A 20,331-nucleotide genomic window follows, 5' to 3' on the forward strand; every position below is an offset into this window, starting at 1 on the left:
CTCCATCCCCCTCCAGGATTTCCCGTGAGCCAGACCGTCTACGACATTCCCGTTTCCACCATCGATGGCCAGCCGAGTTCGCTGGCCGACTACCGCGGCAAGGTGCTGCTGGTGGTCAACGTCGCTTCCAAGTGCGGCCTTACCCCGCAGTACGAAGGCCTGCAGGCGCTGTACGCCGACAAGCACGCGGCCGGCCTGGAAGTGCTGGGCTTCCCGGCCAACAACTTCCTGGCCCAGGAGCCGGGCAGCGACGCGGAGATCCAGCAGTTCTGCCAGCTGGAATACAACGTGGGCTTCCCGATGTTCGCCAAGATCAGCGTGGCCGGCGCTGACATCCACCCGCTGTACCAGCAGCTCACCCAGGCCCAGCCGGCCGCCATCGGCGAAGGCCCGATGCGCGAAAAGCTGCAGGCCGCAGTGGCCAAGTACCCTGACCTGGCCGTCAACCCGGCCCCTGCGGTGTTGTGGAACTTCGAGAAGTTCCTTGTTGGCCGCGACGGTCAGGTGATCGCCCGCTTTGCCCCGGACGTACCGGCCGACGATGCGCGCCTGGTCGCGGCCATCGACGCCGCACTCGCCGCCTGAAAAAGAAACCCCGCGAGAGCGGGGTTTTTCTTTCGATCAGTTACCCCAGTCGGGCATCGGCATCGCATCGACCGGAATCGGCGCGCTGTCGTCGTCGTGGCCGCGATCGCGGCGGCTGCGCAGGTCGTTCTGGATCTGGTAGTTGCGGCGCTGCAGCCAGGCATCGCGGGTCAGCGCGTACTCATCCACGGCGTTGTCGCGGATGTCGTCCAGTGCCAGCAGCTGCGAGCGCATGTCCACCAGCTGCAAGCCCTGCAGGGGGATGCGGATCTTGTCTTCCTCGATTGTGCGGATCGGCGACAGCGGAATGTCGCCGGCCAGGCCGAACACGTCGCGCACGGTACGCGGGCCAAAGAACGGCAGCTCCACGTAACGCGAGCTGCGCCAGCCCCACGCGCCAAGGGTCTGGCCGAAATCTTCACTGCGGCGCGGTACCAGCGCGCGGCTGGCCGGGTCGAACAGACCCCCGATGCCGAGCGTGGAGTTCATCAGGAACCGGCCCAGGCTGTCCCAGGCGTCGCCTGGGCGGCCCTGCAGCAGCTGGTTGGTGATCGTCACCGGGGCGCGCAGGTTGCTGAAGAAGTTGGTCACGCCGGTGCGTGCGAAGCGCGGCACCACGTTGGTGTAGGCGGTGGCCAGCGGGCGGGCCACGGCGCGGTCGACCACGTTGTTGAACGCGTGCACGCGGCGGTTGAAGCCTTCCCACGGGTCGTACGGCGAGCGGCCCGGTTCGGCACCGTCGGCGGTCGGCGCCGGACCGCCGTACAGCGCGGCGAAGTCGTCCTCGGCACCGGTCGGCGGGGCTTCGGTCGTCGCGGCCGGTGGCGTGGCGCCATCGGTGCCTTCAGCGGCAGCCACAGGTGCTGCAGCCGCATCGGTTGCCCCAGCGGTGGCGGCTGGCGCGTCGGTACCCACGTCAGTGGCTGCGGCAGGCGCGGTCGCAGCGGGCGGCACCGCCACGCTGGCCGGCGCGCTGTCGCGTGCAGGCTTGGCCGCACAGGCGCTGAGCGCCAAGGCAAGCAGGAGAAGGAAAGCGTTGCGTACGACGTTCATGTCAGCTCGCGGCAGTAGGGGCATTGAAATCCAGGGACGGCGCCAGCCGGTAGGCAGCGCTGAGTTCATTGAAACCGGCAGGCATGCCGTTGAGGGCCAGCGTACGCCCGTTGGCGCGCGCGTGTGCGGACAGCTCGGCCAACAGCGCCAGGCCGGCGCTGTCCACACGCTCCACGGCGGTCAGGTCGAGCTGGGTCACTGCCTCGGGCAGCGCCTTCAGCTTGGGCCACAGCGCGACCACCGCGTCACGGTCCAGCACGCCCGCGATGCGGGCGCTCGGGCCATCCAGCTGGACGGTGGCGTTACTTGCCATTGCCGGCCGGCCCGGCCTGCAGGGACCCGCTGCGCAGGTCGTTGGCCACGGCCTTGATGCCCTTCTGGCGCAGCGGCGCGTCGAACTGGGTACGGAAGGTCTGCACGTAGGAAATGCCTTCGATGTTCACGTCGAAGATTTTCCACTGGCCGTTCACGTTGCGCATCATGTATTCAACCGGGGTGGACTCGCTGCCGGCGCGCAGCAGTTCGGTGGAGACCTTGACACCGCGGTTGCCGGGCAGCGGCTGCTCACCCTTCAGGCGGAAGCTGGGCTTGCCCTGGATGGTCAGCAGGGCCGAACCGTAGCGCTGCATGAGGTTGTCGGCCATGGCGTCGGCGAACAGCTTCACGTCCGCGTCGGAAGCACCGCGCGCATTGGCACCCAGCACCAGGCGGGCCGCGTAATCACGGTCGAAGGTCCGGTTGAGTTCGCTGTCGATGTAGCTGCGCAGGGCGGCCGGGTTCTTGCTGAACTCCGCCTTGCGCTGCTGCAGGGTGGACAGGATGCGCGTGCTGGCGGCGAGCACTTCCGTGCCAGCCCCCTGCGACGCGGCGGTGGCGGCCGGTGCCGCCTGGGCGAACGACAGCGAGGGAAGGGCGGCGAGCAGCGCCGACGCGAGCAGTGCCTTGATCAGGGTCTTTTTCATTTCTGCGGTTCCGTTGCCGGCGCTTCCGCGCCGGGAGCTTCCTGGGAAGCGGCGCCGGCATTGCCCGGGCCGCTGAACATGTATTTGCCGACCATCTGGATCAGGTCCACGGCCGGCTGGGTGAAGACAATCTCGTCACCGGACTTGAGGACCTCCGGGTCACCGCCCGGCTGCAGTCCGATATAACTTTCGCCGAGCAAACCGCTGGTGAATATGCCGGCGGAGGTGTCGGCCGGCAGATCCTTGAACTTCGGGTCCAGCTTCAGGGTCACGATCGAATCAAAGCGGGTCGGGTCCAGGTCGATGTTGCCCACCTGGCCCACCACCACCCCGCCGATCTTCACCGGGGCCTGCTTGCGCAGCTGGCCGATCTGCGTGAAGCGTGCCTTGAGTTCATAGCCCTCGCTGCCGAAGCCCCAGCGCTGGTTGGTCGATGCCATTGCCAGCACCAGCAGCGAGGCCAGCGCCAGCAGCAGGAAAGCGCCGACGGAAAATTCGAGTCTGGGACCGCGGATGGCCATGTTGATCTCACCGTATCTGATCAGGTGCCCGAAGCCGAAGCCCAGGCGGAAGGTTGGTTGGGCGTCAGCGGAACATCATGGCCGACAGCACGAAGTTGAACATCAGCACCAGCAGCGAGGCGTTCACCACTGCGCGGGTGGTGGCCACCGACGTGCCTTCGATGGTCGGCTCGGCATGGAAGCCCACGTATGAGGCGACCAGCGCGGCGGTACCGCCGAAAATGGCCGACTTCAGCATTGCCACGCCGAAATCGTCCCAGAAATCCACACTGTTGCTCAGTGCCGACCAGAACACGCCGTTGTCCAGGCCCAGCACGTGCACGGCCTCGAAGTAGCTGGCGCTGATCGCCAGCGAACAGAAGATGCCGGTCAGCAGCGGCACGGTCAGCACCGCCGCCCAGAAGCGCGGCGCCACGACCTTGGCGACCGGATCGATCGCCATCAGCTCCAGCGCCTTGATCTGGTCGGTGGCGCGCATCAGCCCCAGTTCGGCGGCAATGGAGCTGCCGGCGCGGCCGATGAACAGCAGTGCGGTCAGCACCGGCGCAAGCTCGCGGTACAGCGACAGGCCCAGCAGGGTAGACAGCGCATCGGCGGCACCGAACGTGGTCAGCGTGCGGTAGCCCTGCAGGGTCAGCACCAGGCCGACAAAGGCACCGCCGACGGCGATGATCGGCAGCGAACGTGCGCCCACCTTGTAGATCTCGCGGGTCAGCTCGGCCAGGAAATCGGCGGTCGGCAGCGAACCGCGCAGCACGGTCAACGAGAACAGGCCGGCCCGGCCCAGCGAACGGGTGCTTTCAACGAACGGCATCAGGCCACCTTCGCGCGGGGCGCGGCATCGAACGGGATCGGGCCGTCCGGCTGCCCGTGCAGGAACTGGCGCAGCAGCGGGTCCTGGCTCGACTCCAGCGCGGCGGGGCTGCCCTGGAAAACCACGCCGCCATTGGCGATCGCGATCACCTGGTCGCAGATCGGCAGGGTCTCGTGCACATGGTGGCTGACGATGATGCTGGTCAGGCCCAGGCTGTGGTTGAGGCGTTGGATCAGGCTCATGATCACGCCGCTGGCGATCGGGTCCAGCCCGGTCAGCGGTTCGTCGTAGATCATCAGCGGCGGGTCCAGTGCCAGCGCACGCGCCAGTGCCACCCGGCGCGCCATGCCGCCGGACAGCTCGCGCGGCCAGGCATCGGCTGCGGCCAGCAGGCCCACCGCGTGCAGCTTCATGTCCACCAGCCGGCGCAGCACCGGGGCTGGCAGCCTGGTATGCGTGCGCAACGGCAGCGCCACGTTCTCGGCCACCGTCAGGTCGGTGAGCAGGCCATTGCCCTGCAGCAGCACGCCGACACTGCGGCGCATCTCACGCAATGCGCTGCTGCCGGTGGGAATCGGCTTGCCGAACAGGGTCACGGTCCCCGCTGCGGGGCGCAGTTCGCCGGTCAGGGCGGCCAGCAGCGTCGACTTGCCGCTGCCCGACGGACCCAGCACGGCGGTGATGCTGCCACGCGGTACCGACAGCGAAACGTCGCGCAGGATCGCCCGACCGCCGCGATCAATACGCACGTTCTCCAACTTCACCAGCGATTCTGCAGAAGCCGTCATGGACGCCATTAACAAAATTCCAACGTTGTAAGATCGTGGTGGGCGGCTGAACAAAACCGAACTGGACCGTGCAGTATTGTCGCATGTCGGGGTCCCAAGCCCCGCCACGGCGCGGTTGCCAGCCCGCAACAGTGCGTACCGCCTCGATCCGTGCTGGAGGTCACAGACGTCACCGGCCTGCCGCCGGTATCGGCGAGGGTCGAGATTGCCGCCGGGCTGCGGCACACTGCCGTGATGACCGACCCTGCTTCAGACTTCCGCCTGTACCACTCCAATTCGCTCGACGTGCTGGCCGCGCTGCTGGCCCGCACCCTGCGCGAGCCGGTGGTGGGGCAGTCGATCCTGGAGCCGGATGTGGTGCTGATTCCCCAGGTGGCAATGCGGCGCTGGCTGCAGTCCACCCTGGCGGCGGAGTATGGCATTGCCGCCAACCTGGCGTTCCTGACCCCAGGCGAGTTCGTGGCCCGCGCGCTCAATGCCAATGTGCCCGGCGAGCATGACGATCTCACCGCTGCCGCGCTGCACTGGAAGCTGTACGCCGCGCTGACCCACCCCGGCCTGATGACGCAGCCGCCGCTGCGCGCGCTCCAGGCCTACCTGTCGCAACCCGACCCGCTCAAGCCGTGGGCGCTGGCCGGTGAGCTGGCCTCGGTATTCGAGAAGTACCAGGCCTGGCGCCGCGACTGGCTGCTGCGCTGGGAGGCGGGGGCCGACCCGCTGGATCCACAGGCGATCCTGTGGCGCCACATCGGCAGCGGCCACCAGTACCGCGCGCGACGCATCCATGCCTACCTCGAAGGCTTCGAAGGCGCCGACCGTCCGCTGCCTGCAGGGCTGCCACCGCGTCTGTTCGCCTTCGCCACCTTGAATGTATCGCCGGATGTGCTGCGGGTGGTGGCCACCCAGGCACGGGTCGGCACGCTGCACTTCTACCTGCCTACGCCGACGCGTTCCTACTGGGGCGACCTGCAGACCCTCGGCGGGCGGCTGCGCTCCGGCGCGGCCGATCCGTTCGGCAACGGCAGTGACGAAAACCGCCTGCTGCAGGCCTGGGGCGCGGCTGGCCGCGACTTCATGGCGGTACTGGGCAGCTATGAAGTAGTGCATCCGTCCGGTGAGATCGCCGCTTACGACGATCCTGAAGATGACGGGCGCCCGGACATGGCGCACGGCGGCCTCGCCGACAGCCTGCTGCACCGCCTGCAACGCGACCTGTTCCACCGCCGCCCGCAACCCGCAGGTGCGTTGCGCCCGGCACTGCTGCGCAACGACCCCAGCCTGCAGGTGCATGCCTGCCACACGCGCCTGCGCGAGCTCCAGGTGCTGCATGACCAGCTGCGCGCGCTGCTGCAGGACCCGCGCTTCGACCCGCCACTGCAGGCGCGCGACATCGCCGTGCTGGCTCCGGACATCGACCCCTACGTGCCGTACCTCGAAGCCGTCTTTGGTGGACGCAGTGGTGGCGAAGACCATATTCCCTACGCGCTGGCCGATACCAGCCCGCTGACCGGCGAACCGCTGGCCGATGTGTTCGTGCACCTGCTCGGCCTGCCGGTGTCGCGTTTTGGCCTCAACGAAGTGCTGGACCTGCTGTCGAGTGCGCCGCTGGCCGAAGCCGCAGGGCTGGACGCGGCCGCGTTCGACCGCCTGCACGACTGGCTGCAGGCCGCGGGCGCGCGTTGGGGCCTGAGCGCGGCGCACCGGACCCAGCACCAGGCGCCCGAAGATGACGCCTACACATGGCAATTCGCGCTGGACCGCTTGCTGATTGGCCATGCCAGCGGCAGTGACGGTGAAATTGCCGGGGTGGCGCCATGGCCGGAGCTGGAAGGCAGCGCGCTGGAGGCGCTGGACCGCCTGCTTCGGCTGCTGCGGGTGCTGGCCCACTACCAGCGCGCGCTCGGCCAGGCGTTGAGCCCGGCGCAGTGGCGCCAACGCCTGCTGGCGATGCTGGATGCGCTGCTGCCCGGCACACCGGAAGCGGCCAGCCGCCAGCGCGCGCTGGAACGGCTGCGCAAACTCATCAGTGAATTCGCCCGCGATGCCGAATGCGCTGGGTTCGCCGGCACCGTTCCCCCGGAGGTGGTGCGCGCGCACTTCGCCGGTGCACTGAGCGAGGCCGACACGCGCGCGCCGCTGCTCACCGGCGGCATCAGCTTTGGGCGCATGGTGCCGATGCGGCTGCTGCCGTTCCGGGTGATCTGCGTGCTCGGCCTGAACGATGGCGACTTCCCGCGCCGCGACCCGGCCGCCGGGCTCAACCAGCTCACCGCCGAACTGGGTACCGACAAGCGCCGCCACGGCGACCGCTCGCTGCGCGAGGACGACCGTTTCCTGTTCCTGCAGCTGTTCGCCTCGGCGCAGGATGTGTTCTACCTGAGCTACCTGGGCGCGGACCCACGCGATGGCAGCGTGCGCGAGCCATCGGTGCTGGTCAGCGAGCTGATCGATGCTGCCGCCGAATACCACGAGGATCCGCCGGGGGCTGCAAAGCAGCTGACCGTGCGCCACTCGCTGCAGCCGTTCTCGCCGGCCGCGTTCGGTGGCGGCGATGAGCCGCGCCGTTTCAGCTACCGCCAGCAGTGGCACCCGGCCGCCGGTTCGCTGGGCAGCGTGCGCCGCCCGCCGCCGGCGTGGTTCGAGCAGGCGCTGGCGCCGCTGGACATTGAGGCCGCGCCGGAACTGTCGCTGGATGCACTGCGCCGCTTCCTGGTCGATCCCGCCGGTCAGTTCCTGTCGCAGCGACTGGGCCTGCGCCTGCCTGATGAACTGGCTGCCGCTGACGACCTGGAGCCGCTGGTGCTGGCCGGCCGGGGCCTGGAACAGCGCCTGCTGCAGCACGCGGTGATCGAGGCGACCCTGCAGGGCGACGATACCCCCCTGTATGCCCGCCTGCGCGCCCGTGCGCTGCTGCCGTCCGGCGCACTGGGCGAACGCCAGTTCCACGCATTGCAGGAGCAGACCCGCCCGTACGCCCTGGCGCTGTCCCAATGGCGCGGCAGCAGCGACGCCGACAGCCGCCGCTATGAGGTGGAGGTCGGTGGGGTACGACTGCATGGGCGAGTGGACGACATCCATCCGCAGGGCATCGTGCGTCTGCGCGCGGGCAGCTTGAACGGCCCGGCCGCGATCCGGCACGGACTGGACTGGCTGCTGGCCAATGCAGCCGGCGACGCGCTGCCGCTGGTCGAGTTCCACGACGGCGGCGAAGACGGCATCGGGCCGCACGTACTGCCGGCATTGCCCGCGCCCACTGCCAGGGCAGCGCTGCAGGCGCTGCTGCAGCTGCGCCGCGATGGCATGCGCGCGCCGCTGCTTTACGGGCCGTACACCGCCTGGACGCTGTACCGCGCGCCCGTCGCCAAGCGCGAGAGCGAAGGCTGGGCGCAATGGCATGGCGGCGACCGCCGCTGGGGCGAGGCCAGCGGCGATGCCGTGCAGCTGGCCCTGCGTGGCCGTGACCCCTTCGCCGACCCCGACAGCTATCAACAGCTGCTGCACACCAGCTTCGTGGTGTTCAGTGCGGTCCGCGAGGGTCGGGTGTTCCAGGGTTTCAACGACGAAGGCGCCGTGGCATGAGCGGGCAGATGCTGCACGACGACCCCTACCTGTCGCTGCCGCTGGAGGGCGTGCGTCTGATCGAGGCCAGCGCCGGCACCGGCAAGACCTTCACCCTGGCCACGCTGTTCACCCGGCTGGTGGTGGAGCAGGGTTACCGCATCGGCCAGATCCTGGCGGTGACCTTCACCGACGCGGCCACCCAGGAACTGCGCAAGCGTATCCGCGAGCGCCTGGCGCTGGCCGCGCAGCTGCTGGCGCACGCACCGACCGCCGACGAGGCCCCCGAGGTGCAGCTGACCCGCTACCTGCTGCAGCGCGAACTGGCGCTGGGCCGGGAAACACCCGTCGCGCTGGCGCAGCGCCTGCAGACCGCCGCCGACGAGATCGATCTGGCGTCGATCTTCACCATCCACGGGTTCTGCACCCGCGTGCTGCGTGAGCACGCGCTGGAAAGCGGGCACACTTTCGACCCGCCAACGCTGCTGCCCAGCGAACGCGAGCTGCACGACCAGTTGGCCGCCGACCTGTGGCGCGTGCACGCCAACGACCCGGCCACGGTGGATGCGTTGACCCGCCTGTGGTCCACGCCGGATGCGCTGGCGCGCGACCTGCCGACGCTGATCAAGCCGTTGCCGCTGTTGCCCGCGCCGCCCCGGCAGCATCGTGAGGATCCCAGCGCCGCGCTGCACGCGGCAGCCGACGCGCTCGCCAGCGCGGTCGATGCGCATGTCGAAACCGCCCAGGCCAGCATCGTCAACGCCTTCGACCGCAAGATCTTCGACGGCCGTCGCGCACGTCGGCCCAGCTTCGACAAAGCCTTCGCCGAGCTGCAGGCCGGTCGTGCGGCCCGCAACTGGCCACGCGGCGCCACCTCCCACCTGGGCAAGCTGCTGCCGGTGGCGCTGCTGGGGTTCTGCAGGGACGACCAGCAGGGCCATTGTCCCGCCTCGCCCCTGTTCGAGGCGCTGCAGAGCTGGTGGCATGCCGCCGATGCCTTCGACCAGTGGTTGCGCCAGCAGGCCCTGCTCCTGCTTCACGAGCTGCGCAGCCAGGCCCGCGAGCGGCTCCACGAGCTCAAGCGCGTTGGCCGCGTTCAGACCTACGATGACCTGATCGACGGCGTGGCCGCCGCACTGGACGGCCCGCACCGCGCGGCGCTGGTGCAGCAGCTGCGCGCGCAGTACGCCATCGCGCTGGTGGATGAGTTCCAGGATACGGACGACCGCCAGTGGAGCATCTTCGAGCGAGTGTTCGGCGATTCGCCCGAAACCCGCGAAGCCGGGCTGGCCCCGGCGCTGTTCCTGATCGGTGACCCCAAGCAGGCCATCTACGGCTTCCGCGGTGGCGATATCCACACCTACCTCAAAGCCAAGCGCGAGGCGGTGGCCGCGCCGCCGTTGAAGCGCAACTTCCGCTCGCGCCCCGGCGTGCTGCGCGCGCTGCAGGCGCTGTACGACGCCGCTGGCGAGCGCGCGTTCCTGGAAGCAGGCATCGCCTTCGAACCGGTGCTGCCCGGCAGTACCCGCACCGATGCCGATTACCTGCGCGATGGCGCGCCCGCGCCGGGCCTGACCCTGCGCCTGCTGCGCAGCGACGACGGGGCCGACCTCAAGGCCGATCCGTCGCGGCAGCAGGCCACCGATGCCTGCGTGGCCGCGATCCACCACGTGCTGCTGGAGGGCCGCGAAGGCCGTGCGCTGCTGCGCGGCGAACCGGTGCAGCCGGGCGACATCGCGGTGCTGGTGCGCCGCCACCACGAAGCCACCCGAATCCAGCGCGCGCTGAGCGCGGTGGGCATCCCGGCGGTCGCCGCCGGCAAGCAGAGCCTGTACGCCACCGCCGAAGCCCGCGAACTGCGCGTGCTGATGCTGGCCCTGCTGCAACCGGCCGACGAAGGCCGCCTGCGCGCTGCGCTGTCAACCGTGTTGCTGGGCGAAAACGCTGCCTCCATCGATGCGATGGAACGCGACGGCGACCCGCAGCGCGCGTTCCAGACCCGGCTGCTGCTGTGGCGTGAGCGCTGGCTGCGCGGCGGGCCGTTCGCGGTCATCGCCGACCTGTGTGCGGACAACGCCGAGCGCCTGCTGGGCCTGCTCGATGGCGAACGCCGGCTCACCAATTACCTGCAGCTGGGCGAGCTGATGCAGCAGGCCGCCGGCCAGGCACTGGGGATGCACGGCCTGCTGGACTGGCTGCAGGTGCAGATGGCGCATGCCGACCAGGACGACGAACAGCAGCTGCTGCGGCTGGAATCGGACGCACGCCGGGTGCAGATCATCACCCTGCACAAGAGCAAGGGCCTGGAATACCCGCTGGTGTTCCTGCCGTTCGTGGGCATCGACAGTGGTGGAAGCAACACCGATTCCAACTGCACCGTGTACGCCGATGGTCGTCGCGAGCTGCACTGGAAGCTGGACAAGGACGAAGCCTGGAGCGCGGCCAGCGAGCGCAGCGCACAGGAACAACGCGCTGAAGACGCGCGCCTGCTGTATGTGGGCCTGACCCGCGCTGAGCACGCGTTGTGGATCGCAGCCGGCGACCTGGCCGGGCTGGCGAAGACGCGGCTGGCGCCGATGCTGTCCGACCTGGAGGCGCTGCGCGCGCACCCGGACATCGCAGTGATCGAAGGCCCGGTGGAGCCACGCCCGGCGCAGCTGCCGGTGCAGCGCGAAGGCGAGCTGCCGCCGGTGCGTGCGATCACCCGGCGGGTGCCGCACGACTGGTGGGTGTACAGCTTCACCCAGCTGGCGCATGCCGATGCCGGCCACGACACCGACGCGGTAGCCACTGAAGCACCGGCCCCTGCCGCCGACGAACCGGCAGGCCCGGAGCTGCCACTGGAAGTGGAACCACCCGCAGCCGGCGAACTGCAGCCGGAGACCGACCCGCGGTTCACGGGCAGCCGCTTCGGCAACGTGCTGCACGATGCTCTGGAGAACACCGATTTCGCGCGCTGGGCCGACTGGCGCGCGGGCGACCCGGCACCGGGCGATGAGGCGGAGGTGCTGCGTGAATCGCTGCGCAGCGAAGGCTACGCCGATGCGGACCTGGACGACGGCGTGGCGGTGCTGGTGCCGCTGGTCGGCCAGACCCTTACCGTGCAGCTGCCCGAAGGCGGCGCGCTGCACAGCTTGCCGCTGCACGACAGGCGGGCCGAAATCGAGTTCCACTTCGCCATGCAGCCCACCGCGGTGCCGGCGCTGCTGCAGCTGCTGCACCAGTACGGGCTGGTGCCGGACCGCCGCGGCTTTGGCACGCGGCGCCAGCTCGAGGGGCTGATGACCGGCAAGATCGACCTTACGTACGTAAGGGACGGACGCTGGTACGTGCTTGACTACAAATCCAACCGGCTGCCCGGCTACGACGCCGCACGCCTGGCGGCCGCCATGCGAAGCAGCGAGTACGACCTGCAGGCGCTCATCTATACCGTGGCGCTGCATCGCTGGCTGCGCTTCAGGCTGGGCCGCGACTACCAGCAGGCGCGCGACCTGGGCGGCATCCGTTATCTGTTCTGCCGGGGTCTGGTGGCCGGGCGCGCGGATGCGCCGGGCGTGCACGCGCAGCGCTTCGATCCCGCGTTGGTCGAAGCAATGGATGCCCTGTTCGCCGGCGGGCCGCAGAAGCATGCCGAACTGGTGGCACGCGCCTGGGGTGAGGCATGAGCCTGCTTGAGGCACTGCTGAAGCAGGGCACCCTGCGCATCCTGGACCACGCCCTCGCGCAGAGCCTGCGTCGGCTGCAGCCGGATACCCCCGATGCAGTACTGGCCGCTGCCGCGTTGGCGTCGCTGGCCGTAGCGCAGGGCCACGCGGGCTTCGACCCGGCCGCGCCCGCAAGGCTGGTAGATGCCGAGCTGGACTGGCCGGCGCCAGAGGGGTGGCTGGCGCAGCTGCGCGCATCGCCCTGGGTGGCATTGCCCGACAGCGACGACGCGCTGGCTGCCGATGCGCCACTGGTCCTGGAACATGGTCTGGTGTACCTCCGGCGTTACCGTGAATACGAACGTCGCTTGGCGCTGGGATTGCAGCGCATCGCCTCGCAACCGCTGCCTGCGCATGATCCTGCCGGGCTCTCCACGCTGTTCGCACAGTTGTTCCCCCAGGCGCTGGACGGCATCGATCACCAGGCGCGCGCGGCGGCGGTAGCGCTGCGCCACCCGCTGGTGCTGGTTACCGGCGGCCCCGGTACCGGCAAGACCACCACCATTGCGCGCCTGCTGGTGCTGCTGGCCGCGCAGGCGCGGCAGGCCGGTGCGTCGCTGCCGCGCGTGGCACTGTGCGCGCCCACCGGCCGCGCCGCCGAACGCATGGCCGAAAGCCTGCGCCAGGCCCTGCAGCGGTTGCGCCTGGTCGGGGTGGCCGCCGAACTGGCCGAGGCCATGCCGACCACCGGTGCCACCCTGCACCGGCTGCTGGGCGTCATTCCCGATTCGCCGCGCTTCCGCCACCACGTCGACAACCCTCTTCCGTACGACATCGTGGTGGTGGACGAGGCTTCGATGATCGATCTGCCGCTGATGACCAAGCTGGTCGAAGCGGTGGCCAGCGGCACCCGGCTGGTGCTGCTGGGTGATCCTGACCAGCTGCCGTCGGTGGAAGCCGGCGACGTGCTGAGCGCGATCCTGCAGGCCAGTGGCGACGGACTGGGTACCCAGGCTGATGATGCGGCCGCCCTGCGCCCGCTGCTGGCGGCTCCCGCATTACTGCCGCTGGCACCGCCGCAGGCGTTCGCCGGCCGCCGCGTGCAGCTGCAGCGCGGCTACCGGCAGAGCGATGCGCTGGACCTGGTGCCGCTGGCACGCGCCGTGCGCGAAGGCGACAGCGCTACCGCGCTGCAGCTGCTGCGCGGCGGCACGCTGGCCGGCGTGGCCTTCCACGAGGACCAGGTCGATCCCCTGCTGCAGCACCGCCACACCCTGCTGGCGCACTGGCGCGGACTGGGTGAGGCTGACGATCCGGTGCAGGCGCTGGCGCAGGCCGGTCGGCTGCGTCTGCTTACCGCCCTGCGCGAAGGTCCACAGGGCGCGCGCGGACTCAACGAGCGCATCGAAGCAGCCCTTGCCGGAAGCGCGCGCCCGGGCGCTGGACCGCGTTACTTCCACGGCCGGCTGCTGCTGGTTACCGAGAACAGCTACCGGCACCGCTTGTTCAACGGCGATATCGGGCTGTGCCTGCGCAGCCGCGAAGGCGCGATGCTGGCCTGGTTCCCCGGGGACAGTCCGGAGCAGCCGCGCGCGTTCCACCCGGCTGCATTGCCCGCGCACGAAAGCGCCTTCGCCATGACCGTGCACAAGGCCCAGGGCTCGGAGTTCGATGAGGTCTGGCTGCAGCTGCCACGGCGCGACAACCGGGTGCTGTCGCGCGAACTGGTGTACACCGGCATGACCCGCGCGCGGCAGGCCTTGCATGTACTGGGCAGTGCAGACGTGTTGCAGGCCGCGTTGGCGCGGCATGCCAGCCGGTTGTCCGGGCTGGCCCAACGGCTGGGCGCGGGCGCCACGATCACTGATGTGGCGGCGGCGCCCGCCCAGGGCGAACTCTGGTAGAGAACGGCTCTACCAGACCTTCCAGAATCAGGCGTCGCCTTCCTCTTCTTCTTCTCCCCCGGGAATCAGCACGGTACCGTCCGGGTACACGATCGCACCGTCGCCGCTGACATCGAAGAATCCTACCTGGTGCTTGTTGGCCAGGATCTGCACCTGGCCATGCGCGTCTTCGGCCACCTCATCATCGAACGAGGCATAGATCACATGGGTGCCGATGCTGTAGTCGGTCACCTGCGGGCGGTCGTCCTCGTCATCGGACAGCGGACCGTCCATCGGCGGGAAGTCTTCGGCGAGCTCGGTGAAGAAGGCCTGCAGCGCCGGCACCGAGACGGCAGCGTCGTCGTACCCGTGCTTCTCGTTCCATTCGGTCTGCGCGTCATACCACTGCAGGAATGCCTCGGCGTCGCGCGGCGCCACGGCCGGGTCGAATACCATCACGTCGTAACTCATTGGGGATCACCTTGTTCCATGCAGGAATGCAGGGCGTCAGGATACTCCCCCCTGTGTGACCGCCGGCGGTTCCGGGAACAACGCATAGCGCAGTCCGAGCACCCCCATCAGCGCTTCATCACGCGCCTTGCCGGCCTCCACCGTCTGGACCCGCTTCAGCGACGCCTCCAGCCTGGCCTGCAACGTGGGCGATGCAGGCTGTGGCCGGCGCAGCGCCACCTGGGCGCGGTAATGTGTCGCCACATCGTCCAGGATCGCCTCGATCGCCTGCCTGCTCGCCGCCGGCAAACCATGCCGTGCGCGGCGCAACTGCAGGATGTTCAGACCGATGCGCGCCTCGGTGAGCATGTCCACCGAAGCGATGTCGCTTCCTTCGGGCGTGGCGGCCAGGCGCGGCGCGAGCAGGCCCAGCAGGTCCAGCATGCGCGCCGCGAACTGCTGGCGGTCCTGCCGGCCGCGGCCCTCGGCCGCTTCAGCCAGCGTGGTCCAGCCTTGCCGCACCAGCCGGCGAGCCGTCCATTCAGCGCCCACCGAGCGGAACAGGCGGGTCATCACCACGGCAAAGCCAATGCCGATGAACATCGCCACCGACGAATTGATGAAGCTCTGGATGTTGGCGCTGTAGGTGTTCTGTACGTTCAGCAGCGCCACCAGGTTGACTGTCAACGGCAGCCCGATCAGCGCGGTCTTGGGCTGGTGCAGCAGCAGCCCCAGTGGCAGGAAGATCACTGCCAGCACCAGTGCCAGGCTGCCGAAATCATGCACCGCCGGGAACACGCCGAACAGGTACACCGCCGCCACCAGGCTCGCAACGACGGCCCAGAGCAGGAACTGCAGCATGCTCGGCGCCGGGTCGTCCTGCGCGGCAAAAAACGCAGCGGCCACCGCGGCCATCATCGCGCCGTTGCCACCGCCTTCCCAGCCCAGCCCGATCCACAGCGCGCAGTAGGTCATCAGCGCGACGCCGGCGCTGGCGGCAGAAAACAGCGCCATGCCGTAGTCCACGTGGCGCGCGCCGCCCACGCGCTTGGCCCGCACCCTGAAGTGGGCGGCATCGCGTGGCGCGCTGCCGTGTTCAATGGCGTCCTGCAGGGTGGCGCAGTCCTGCCACAGGTCCACCAGCTCTTCCAGGCGCAACAGCAGGGTCACCAGCAGCAGGTGGTCCAGTTCCCCATCCACCGCCGGCTTCAGCGCCAGGATCCGCGCGCGCAGGGCGGCGGACTCCTCGGCAGTGGAACGGCCGGGCCGCTCCAGCCAGTGCGTGATGTCGTCCACCAGCGGTTCCAGCCCCGGCGGCAGCGCGCGGCCCCCGGCGCGCAGCGCGCCCAGCCGGTCGGCAATGGATGACAGCACCGGCAACATGAGCAGCATGCGTTCGCGCAGCCGTTCCATCGACACCGCTGCACCGGCATGGCGCGGATCATCGCGGCGCAGGAACGCGATCAACGCCTCGAACTGCACCAGGTCGGCCGCCAGCCGGTTGCGCGGGCCGTGCGCCTGGCCGCGCAGCAGGATCTGTCGGCACCACTGCGCAGCATCGTCCATCCAGTTGCCGATCCGCGCGCGCAGCATCGGCCGTACCGAGGTGGGGAAGAACAGCGAGGCGAACAGCACCGCCACCACCGTGCCCAGGATGATTTCTTCACTGCGCGCCACCACTGTGTCGAAGATGGTGTCCGGCGAGGTCACCGCGGGGAAGCCGATGAACGCGGTGGTGTAGCCGGCCAGCAGGAACGCGTAACCGCGCGGGCCGCGGTTGAGCAGGGCGATGAACAGGCACGCCGACAGCCACAGCGACATCGCCGCGCTCAGCAGCAGCGGGGTTTCCACCAGGTGCGGCAGCATCCACAGCGTGGCCGCGCCGGCAATGAGCGTGCCGACGATGCGGTAGACGCCCTTGGCCCGGGTCGGGCCCAGCATCGGTTGGGTCACGATGTAGACGGTGGCCATCGCCCAGTACGGGCGTGACAGGTTGCCGGCCAGGCCGATGTAGAGGGCGGCGAGCGCGGCCAGGAAGGTCTTTACCGAAAACAGCCAGGCGTGGCGGTCTAGCAGGAGCATGGGTCAGTTCTGCCGATTGACCGCACCCCGACCAACCGTGGGCACTACCGTCGGTGTCGGTCCTACCTGGGCCTTGGCCATCGCATCGGCGTTCCAGCCGCCGCCGAGGACCAGGAACAGCTGGATCTGGTCGCGCGAGACCTGCGCCTGCTGCTGCGCGAGCGTGGCATCGGCCGACACCAGGGTCCGGTCGGCGTCCAGGCTGGACAGGTACGGGGTGCGCCCGCCCTGGTACAGCCGGCGGTTCTGCTCGGCGGCCAGCGCAGCCTGCGCCTGCGCCTGCTGCAGCGATTGCAGGCGCTGCAGGTCGTGTGCATACCGGCTCAGTGCGGTCTGGGTTTCGCGCAGCGCCTGCAGCACGCTGTGGTCGAACTCGGCCAGCGCCGCATCGGCCCCGGCTTCGGTGGCGTGGATGCGCGCGTGGGTGCCCGAGGACGGCAGCGTCCACGAGATCAGCGGCCCCAACGACCATTGCTGTGTCAGCGGCTCGCCAAAATCGGCGAGCAGGCCGGCCGCGCCCAGCGACGCGCCCAGGCGGATGTCCGGGTACAGCTCGGCGGTGGCCACGCCGATCCGAGCGGTGGCGGCGGCCAGCTTGCGTTCGGCTTGGCGGATGTCGGGGCGGCGCTGCAGCAGCGCGCGGCCATCGCCCACCGGCAGCGGCTGGGCCAGGGTCGGGGCCTGGTCGCACGCGCTCACGCCCTCGGGCAGCTGGCCCGGGGTGCGGCCGAGCAGGGCGGCCAGCTGGTATTCGGAGGCCTGGCGCTGCGCCTGCAGCGGCGGCAGCGCGGCTTGCAGCATCGCCACCTGCGCATTGGCGCGTGCCAGCTCCGGTGGCGTGCCACGTCCTGCGCTGATGAGCCGCTGGGTCACCTCGCGGCTGCGCTGCTGCAGCTGCAGGGAATGTTCGGCCACGTGCAGTTCGTGGTTGGCGTGGCAGATCTCCACGTAGCTGCCGGCCACCTGGGCCACCAGCGAAACCCGCGCCAGGTCCATCGCAGCGGCCACCGACTGCTCGTCGGCGCGCGCGGCTTCGGCCGCTCGCTTGAGCTTGCCGAACAGGTCGACCTGATAGGACACCGCGAACTTGCCGTCGGCCAGGTTGATTGGCGGCAGCTCGTGTTCGAGCAGGAACGATTCGGCCGACAGCTGCGCGCGGCTCACCCCGGCCTCGGCTTCGTATTCGAAACCACCGGCATCCAGCGCCTGCTCGTACACGGCGGCGGCGCGGCGCAGGTTGGCATCTGCCACCTTCAGTTCAACGTTGTCGCGCAGCGCCTGTTCCACCAGCCCATTGAGCGTGGCGTCCTGGTACAGCTCCCACCAGCGTGCCGGCAGCTCGGCGCCCGCTGCCACCTGCGGGTTGGCGGTGTCGATGAACGCCGCATTGGCCTCCGGGCGTTGGAACGCCGAACCGGCCGGTACCGCGTAATCCGGGCCGACCGTGCGGCAGGCGGCCAGGCTGCTGGTCAGCGCCAGGGCGAAGGCGATGCGGTGCAGGGTCGGGCGGTTCACAGGGCCGCCCGTGCCGGTTGCGCCGGCGTGGGGGAGGGCGTGGCGGTGTCCGGCTCGATGGTGACCGTGGCGGTGCGCCCGGCAATCAGGTTCACGCCGGTGGGAATCGTGTCGATGTGGATGCGTACCGGAATGCGCTGGGCCAGCCGCACCCAGTCGAAGGCCGGGGTCACGTTCGGCAGCAGGCTGGAACCCTCGCTGCGGTAACGGTCCTCGATGCCGGCAGCGATGCTCTGCACGTGGCCCTGCAACGGCTGCGCCTCGCCCATCAGGCGGATGTCGACCTTCTGCCCGGCATGCACGCCGCGCAGGCGGGTTTCCTCGAAGTAGCCGTCCACCCGGAACGAACCGGTGTCCAGGACCGCCATCACCGGGCGGCCGGCGGTGACGTAGTCGCCGGCGCGCACGGTGCGGTCGTTGACGTGGCCGTCGCTGGGGCTGCGCACCTCGGTCCGGGCAAGGTTGAGCCTGGCCAGGTCCACCGCGGCCTGCGCGGTGGCCATGGACGCCTGCGCGGCCTGCAGCTTGGCGCGGCGCATTTCGGCGTCCTCCGCCGCCACCAGGTCCTGCAGGCGGCGGTCGCGGGCGGTCTCGCGGCGCAGCTGCTCCAGCGTGGCGCGACGTTCGCCCAGCGTGGCCTGGGCCTGCTCCAGCGCGATCTGGTAACGCGCGCGGTCCACCACGAACAGGACCTCGCCGCGTTTCACCGGCTGGTTGTCGGCCACTTTCACCGCTTCCACCAGCCCGGACACATCCGGGGCGACCTGCACCACGTCGGCGCTGACGTGCGCATCGCGGGTCCACGGTTCGTCCATGTAGTACGACCACAGGTGGCGCAGCACCAGCAGGGCGGCAATGACGGCGACGACGGTCAGGACGACCGGGAAGGTGTGCTTGAGGATCTTGTTCACGATTGCATCCAACGCATCAGGGAAAACAACCCGCCGAGCACGATCACGTACACGGCCAGGTTGAACAGGGCGGGGTGCCAGATGTGGCGGTAGGCGCCGGTGCGCTGCAGGACCAGGCGCAACCCGCTGGTGAGCAGGTAGGCCAGCAGCATCAGCCCGAGCAGGGTCGGGATGAACACACCATAGAGACTGAATTCACCGTACATCGGGGCAGGAAGTTCGCAGGAAGCGGAAAGGGGAAACCACGGCGTCGCAGGACAACACCGGGAGGTGGGGCAGGACTGCGGCTTACGTCACGCGGTCGGAGGCATCGGCCAGCAGCTTCCACAGCTTCAGCACGGTGCGCAGCTCATCGGTGGTCAGCTCGCCGAACACGTCCTGGCGCAGGCCGATCAACTGGCTTTCCAGCTCGCTCACCAAGGCCTCGCCCTTATCGGTCAGCCACAGCAGGTTGGCCCGGCGATCGCTGGCATCGCACTCGCGGCGGACCAGTTCACTGGCCGACAGCTTGTCCAGGAGGCGCACCAGCGAGGGGCCTTCCATGCCCAGCTGCTGGGCCAGGGTGACCTGGCGGATACCACCGCCGGCACGGCCGATCATCAGCAACGGCATGGTGCAGGCGGCCGAAATGCCATAGCTGCCCAACGCCTGGTCGGCCAGGCGCTGCCATTGCCGCCCTGAGTGGAGCAGGCCGGAGCTGAGCTGCATCTGCAGCTGGGTGCGTTCGTCGAGGGAGCGTTTCATGGCAGATAGATAGGATACTACTAATTTCATTCCTATCAATACCTCCAGCCCAACCGCAGCCCAACGCCCGGGGGACGCCCGGGGGGTCTGTCGGGTACGATGCTCGCCCCCCTTCGGGTGCTGTATGTAATGAGCAAAAAAGACAACGACGTGACCCCGGTGACCCAGGATGAGGCCGAATCGGCCGTGCGCACCCTGCTGCGCTGGGCCGGTGAAGATCCCACCCGTGAAGGGCTGCTGGACACCCCGCGGCGCGTTGCCGAAGCCTACGGCGACTGGTTCAGCGGCTACCGCGACGACCCTCGCGCCTACATGGAACGGACTTTCGAAGAGGTTGCCGGCTACGACGAGCTGATCGTGCTGCGCGACATCGAGTACGAAAGCCACTGCGAACACCACATGGCGCCGATCATCGGCCGCGTGCACGTCGGCTACCTGCCGGCCGGCAAGGTGGTGGGCATCAGCAAGCTGGCCCGCGTGGTGGAGGCCTATGCCCGCCGCTTCCAGGTCCAGGAAAAGATGACCGCGCAGATTGCCCAGTGCATCCAGGACGTGCTGCAGCCGATCGGTGTGGGTGTGGTGGTGGAAGGAGCGCACGAGTGCATGACCACCCGCGGCATCCACAAGCGCGGCGTGAGCATGGTCACCTCCAAGATGTTGGGCAGCTTCCGCGAGGATGCCCGCACCCGGGCCGAGTTCCTGCGCTTCATTGAAGTGGGCGGCAAGCGCTGAATATCCCGCGCGCCCGGCATGATCGTGCCGGGCCGGTGCCCCTCCCGCTGCGCGGCACCTGGCCGTGCGGCGTCTATTCGGATGTCCTG

General features: G+C 69.3%; 17 protein-coding genes. 5 read left to right on the plus strand and 12 right to left on the minus strand.

Going from position 1 to position 20,331, the window contains the following annotated elements; all coding sequences use genetic code 11:
• Window positions 1–24: 24 nt before the first annotated feature.
• Window positions 25–585 (plus strand): glutathione peroxidase, encoded by a 561-nt coding sequence (locus tag ACTJI4_RS16385; protein ID WP_440869958.1) that lies wholly within the window; start codon window positions 25–27, stop codon window positions 583–585.
• A gap of 36 nt (window positions 586–621) precedes the next feature.
• Here ACTJI4_RS16385 and ACTJI4_RS16390 read toward each other — a convergent pair whose 3' ends face one another.
• The 6 genes from ACTJI4_RS16390 to ACTJI4_RS16415 all read right to left on the minus strand — a co-directional run bounded on the left by ACTJI4_RS16390 (window position 622) and on the right by ACTJI4_RS16415 (window position 4,723).
• Window positions 622–1,638, minus strand: a complete 1,017-nt coding sequence (locus ACTJI4_RS16390; protein WP_440869959.1) for an MlaA family lipoprotein — start codon at window positions 1,636–1,638, stop codon at window positions 622–624.
• A 1-nt stretch (window position 1,639) separates the two neighbouring features.
• Window positions 1,640–1,951: an STAS domain-containing protein gene (locus ACTJI4_RS16395; protein WP_392922986.1), complete on the minus strand. Its 312-nt coding sequence runs from the start codon at window positions 1,949–1,951 to the stop codon at window positions 1,640–1,642.
• A complete protein-coding gene (locus ACTJI4_RS16400; RefSeq protein ID WP_392922984.1) occupies window positions 1,941–2,600 on the minus strand; it encodes an MlaC/ttg2D family ABC transporter substrate-binding protein in 660 nt (219 codons plus the stop codon). The genes ACTJI4_RS16395 and ACTJI4_RS16400 overlap by 11 nt, the downstream gene beginning before the upstream one ends.
• Entirely contained in the window at window positions 2,597–3,121 is a 525-nt protein-coding gene (gene mlaD, locus ACTJI4_RS16405) for an outer membrane lipid asymmetry maintenance protein MlaD (protein ID WP_282246564.1), read from the minus strand. Before mlaD ends, ACTJI4_RS16400 begins: the two co-directional genes overlap by 4 nt.
• A gap of 64 nt (window positions 3,122–3,185) precedes the next feature.
• A complete protein-coding gene (locus ACTJI4_RS16410; RefSeq protein WP_068847974.1) occupies window positions 3,186–3,935 on the minus strand; it encodes an MlaE family lipid ABC transporter permease subunit in 750 nt (249 codons plus the stop codon).
• On the minus strand, window positions 3,935–4,723 hold the full coding sequence (locus ACTJI4_RS16415; protein ID WP_440869960.1) for an ABC transporter ATP-binding protein: 789 nt from the start codon (window positions 4,721–4,723) through the stop codon (window positions 3,935–3,937). Before ACTJI4_RS16415 ends, ACTJI4_RS16410 begins: the two co-directional genes overlap by 1 nt.
• Window positions 4,724–4,957: 234 nt before the next feature.
• On the opposite strand from ACTJI4_RS16415, the gene recC reads away from it, so the two are divergent.
• The 3 genes from recC to recD are packed head-to-tail and all read left to right on the plus strand — an operon-like array spanning window position 4,958 to window position 13,829.
• On the plus strand, window positions 4,958–8,302 hold the full coding sequence (gene recC, locus ACTJI4_RS16420; protein ID WP_440869973.1) for an exodeoxyribonuclease V subunit gamma: 3,345 nt from the start codon (window positions 4,958–4,960) through the stop codon (window positions 8,300–8,302).
• Window positions 8,299–11,946 carry a UvrD-helicase domain-containing protein gene (locus tag ACTJI4_RS16425; protein WP_440869961.1) on the plus strand — a complete coding sequence of 1,216 codons (3,648 nt, stop codon included), beginning with the start codon at window positions 8,299–8,301 and terminating at the stop codon, window positions 11,944–11,946. The genes recC and ACTJI4_RS16425 overlap by 4 nt, the downstream gene beginning before the upstream one ends.
• Window positions 11,943–13,829, plus strand: coding sequence for an exodeoxyribonuclease V subunit alpha (gene recD / locus ACTJI4_RS16430; RefSeq protein ID WP_440869962.1), 1,887 nt, complete (start codon window positions 11,943–11,945; stop codon window positions 13,827–13,829). The genes ACTJI4_RS16425 and recD overlap by 4 nt, the downstream gene beginning before the upstream one ends.
• 27 nt (window positions 13,830–13,856) lie before the next feature.
• On the opposite strand, the gene ACTJI4_RS16435 is transcribed toward recD, so the two are convergent.
• The 6 genes from ACTJI4_RS16435 to ACTJI4_RS16460 all read right to left on the minus strand — a co-directional run bounded on the left by ACTJI4_RS16435 (window position 13,857) and on the right by ACTJI4_RS16460 (window position 19,510).
• Window positions 13,857–14,279 carry a hypothetical protein gene (locus ACTJI4_RS16435; protein ID WP_392922970.1) on the minus strand — a complete coding sequence of 141 codons (423 nt, stop codon included), beginning with the start codon at window positions 14,277–14,279 and terminating at the stop codon, window positions 13,857–13,859.
• A gap of 36 nt (window positions 14,280–14,315) precedes the next feature.
• Entirely contained in the window at window positions 14,316–16,340 is a 2,025-nt protein-coding gene (locus ACTJI4_RS16440) for an FUSC family protein (RefSeq protein ID WP_440869963.1), read from the minus strand.
• 3 nt (window positions 16,341–16,343) lie between these two features.
• Window positions 16,344–17,855 carry an efflux transporter outer membrane subunit gene (locus tag ACTJI4_RS16445; RefSeq protein ID WP_440869964.1) on the minus strand — a complete coding sequence of 504 codons (1,512 nt, stop codon included), beginning with the start codon at window positions 17,853–17,855 and terminating at the stop codon, window positions 16,344–16,346.
• Window positions 17,852–18,766 carry an efflux RND transporter periplasmic adaptor subunit gene (locus ACTJI4_RS16450; protein WP_392922961.1) on the minus strand — a complete coding sequence of 305 codons (915 nt, stop codon included), beginning with the start codon at window positions 18,764–18,766 and terminating at the stop codon, window positions 17,852–17,854. Before ACTJI4_RS16450 ends, ACTJI4_RS16445 begins: the two co-directional genes overlap by 4 nt.
• Window positions 18,763–18,972, minus strand: coding sequence for a DUF1656 domain-containing protein (locus ACTJI4_RS16455; RefSeq protein ID WP_392922959.1), 210 nt, complete (start codon window positions 18,970–18,972; stop codon window positions 18,763–18,765). The genes ACTJI4_RS16450 and ACTJI4_RS16455 overlap by 4 nt, the downstream gene beginning before the upstream one ends.
• A gap of 82 nt (window positions 18,973–19,054) precedes the next feature.
• Complete coding sequence (locus ACTJI4_RS16460; RefSeq protein WP_392922956.1) at window positions 19,055–19,510, minus strand: MarR family winged helix-turn-helix transcriptional regulator; 456 nt, start codon at window positions 19,508–19,510, stop codon at window positions 19,055–19,057.
• A 129-nt stretch (window positions 19,511–19,639) separates the two neighbouring features.
• Here ACTJI4_RS16460 and folE point away from each other — a divergent pair, with 129 nt between their 5' ends.
• Window positions 19,640–20,242: a GTP cyclohydrolase I FolE gene (folE, locus tag ACTJI4_RS16465; protein ID WP_440869965.1), complete on the plus strand. Its 603-nt coding sequence runs from the start codon at window positions 19,640–19,642 to the stop codon at window positions 20,240–20,242.
• The last annotated feature ends 89 nt before the right edge of the window (window positions 20,243–20,331 follow it).

Origin of the sequence: Stenotrophomonas sp. 22385 (assembly GCF_052045085.1) — a bacterium.
In the GTDB taxonomy this organism is placed as follows: domain Bacteria; phylum Pseudomonadota; class Gammaproteobacteria; order Xanthomonadales; family Xanthomonadaceae; genus Stenotrophomonas.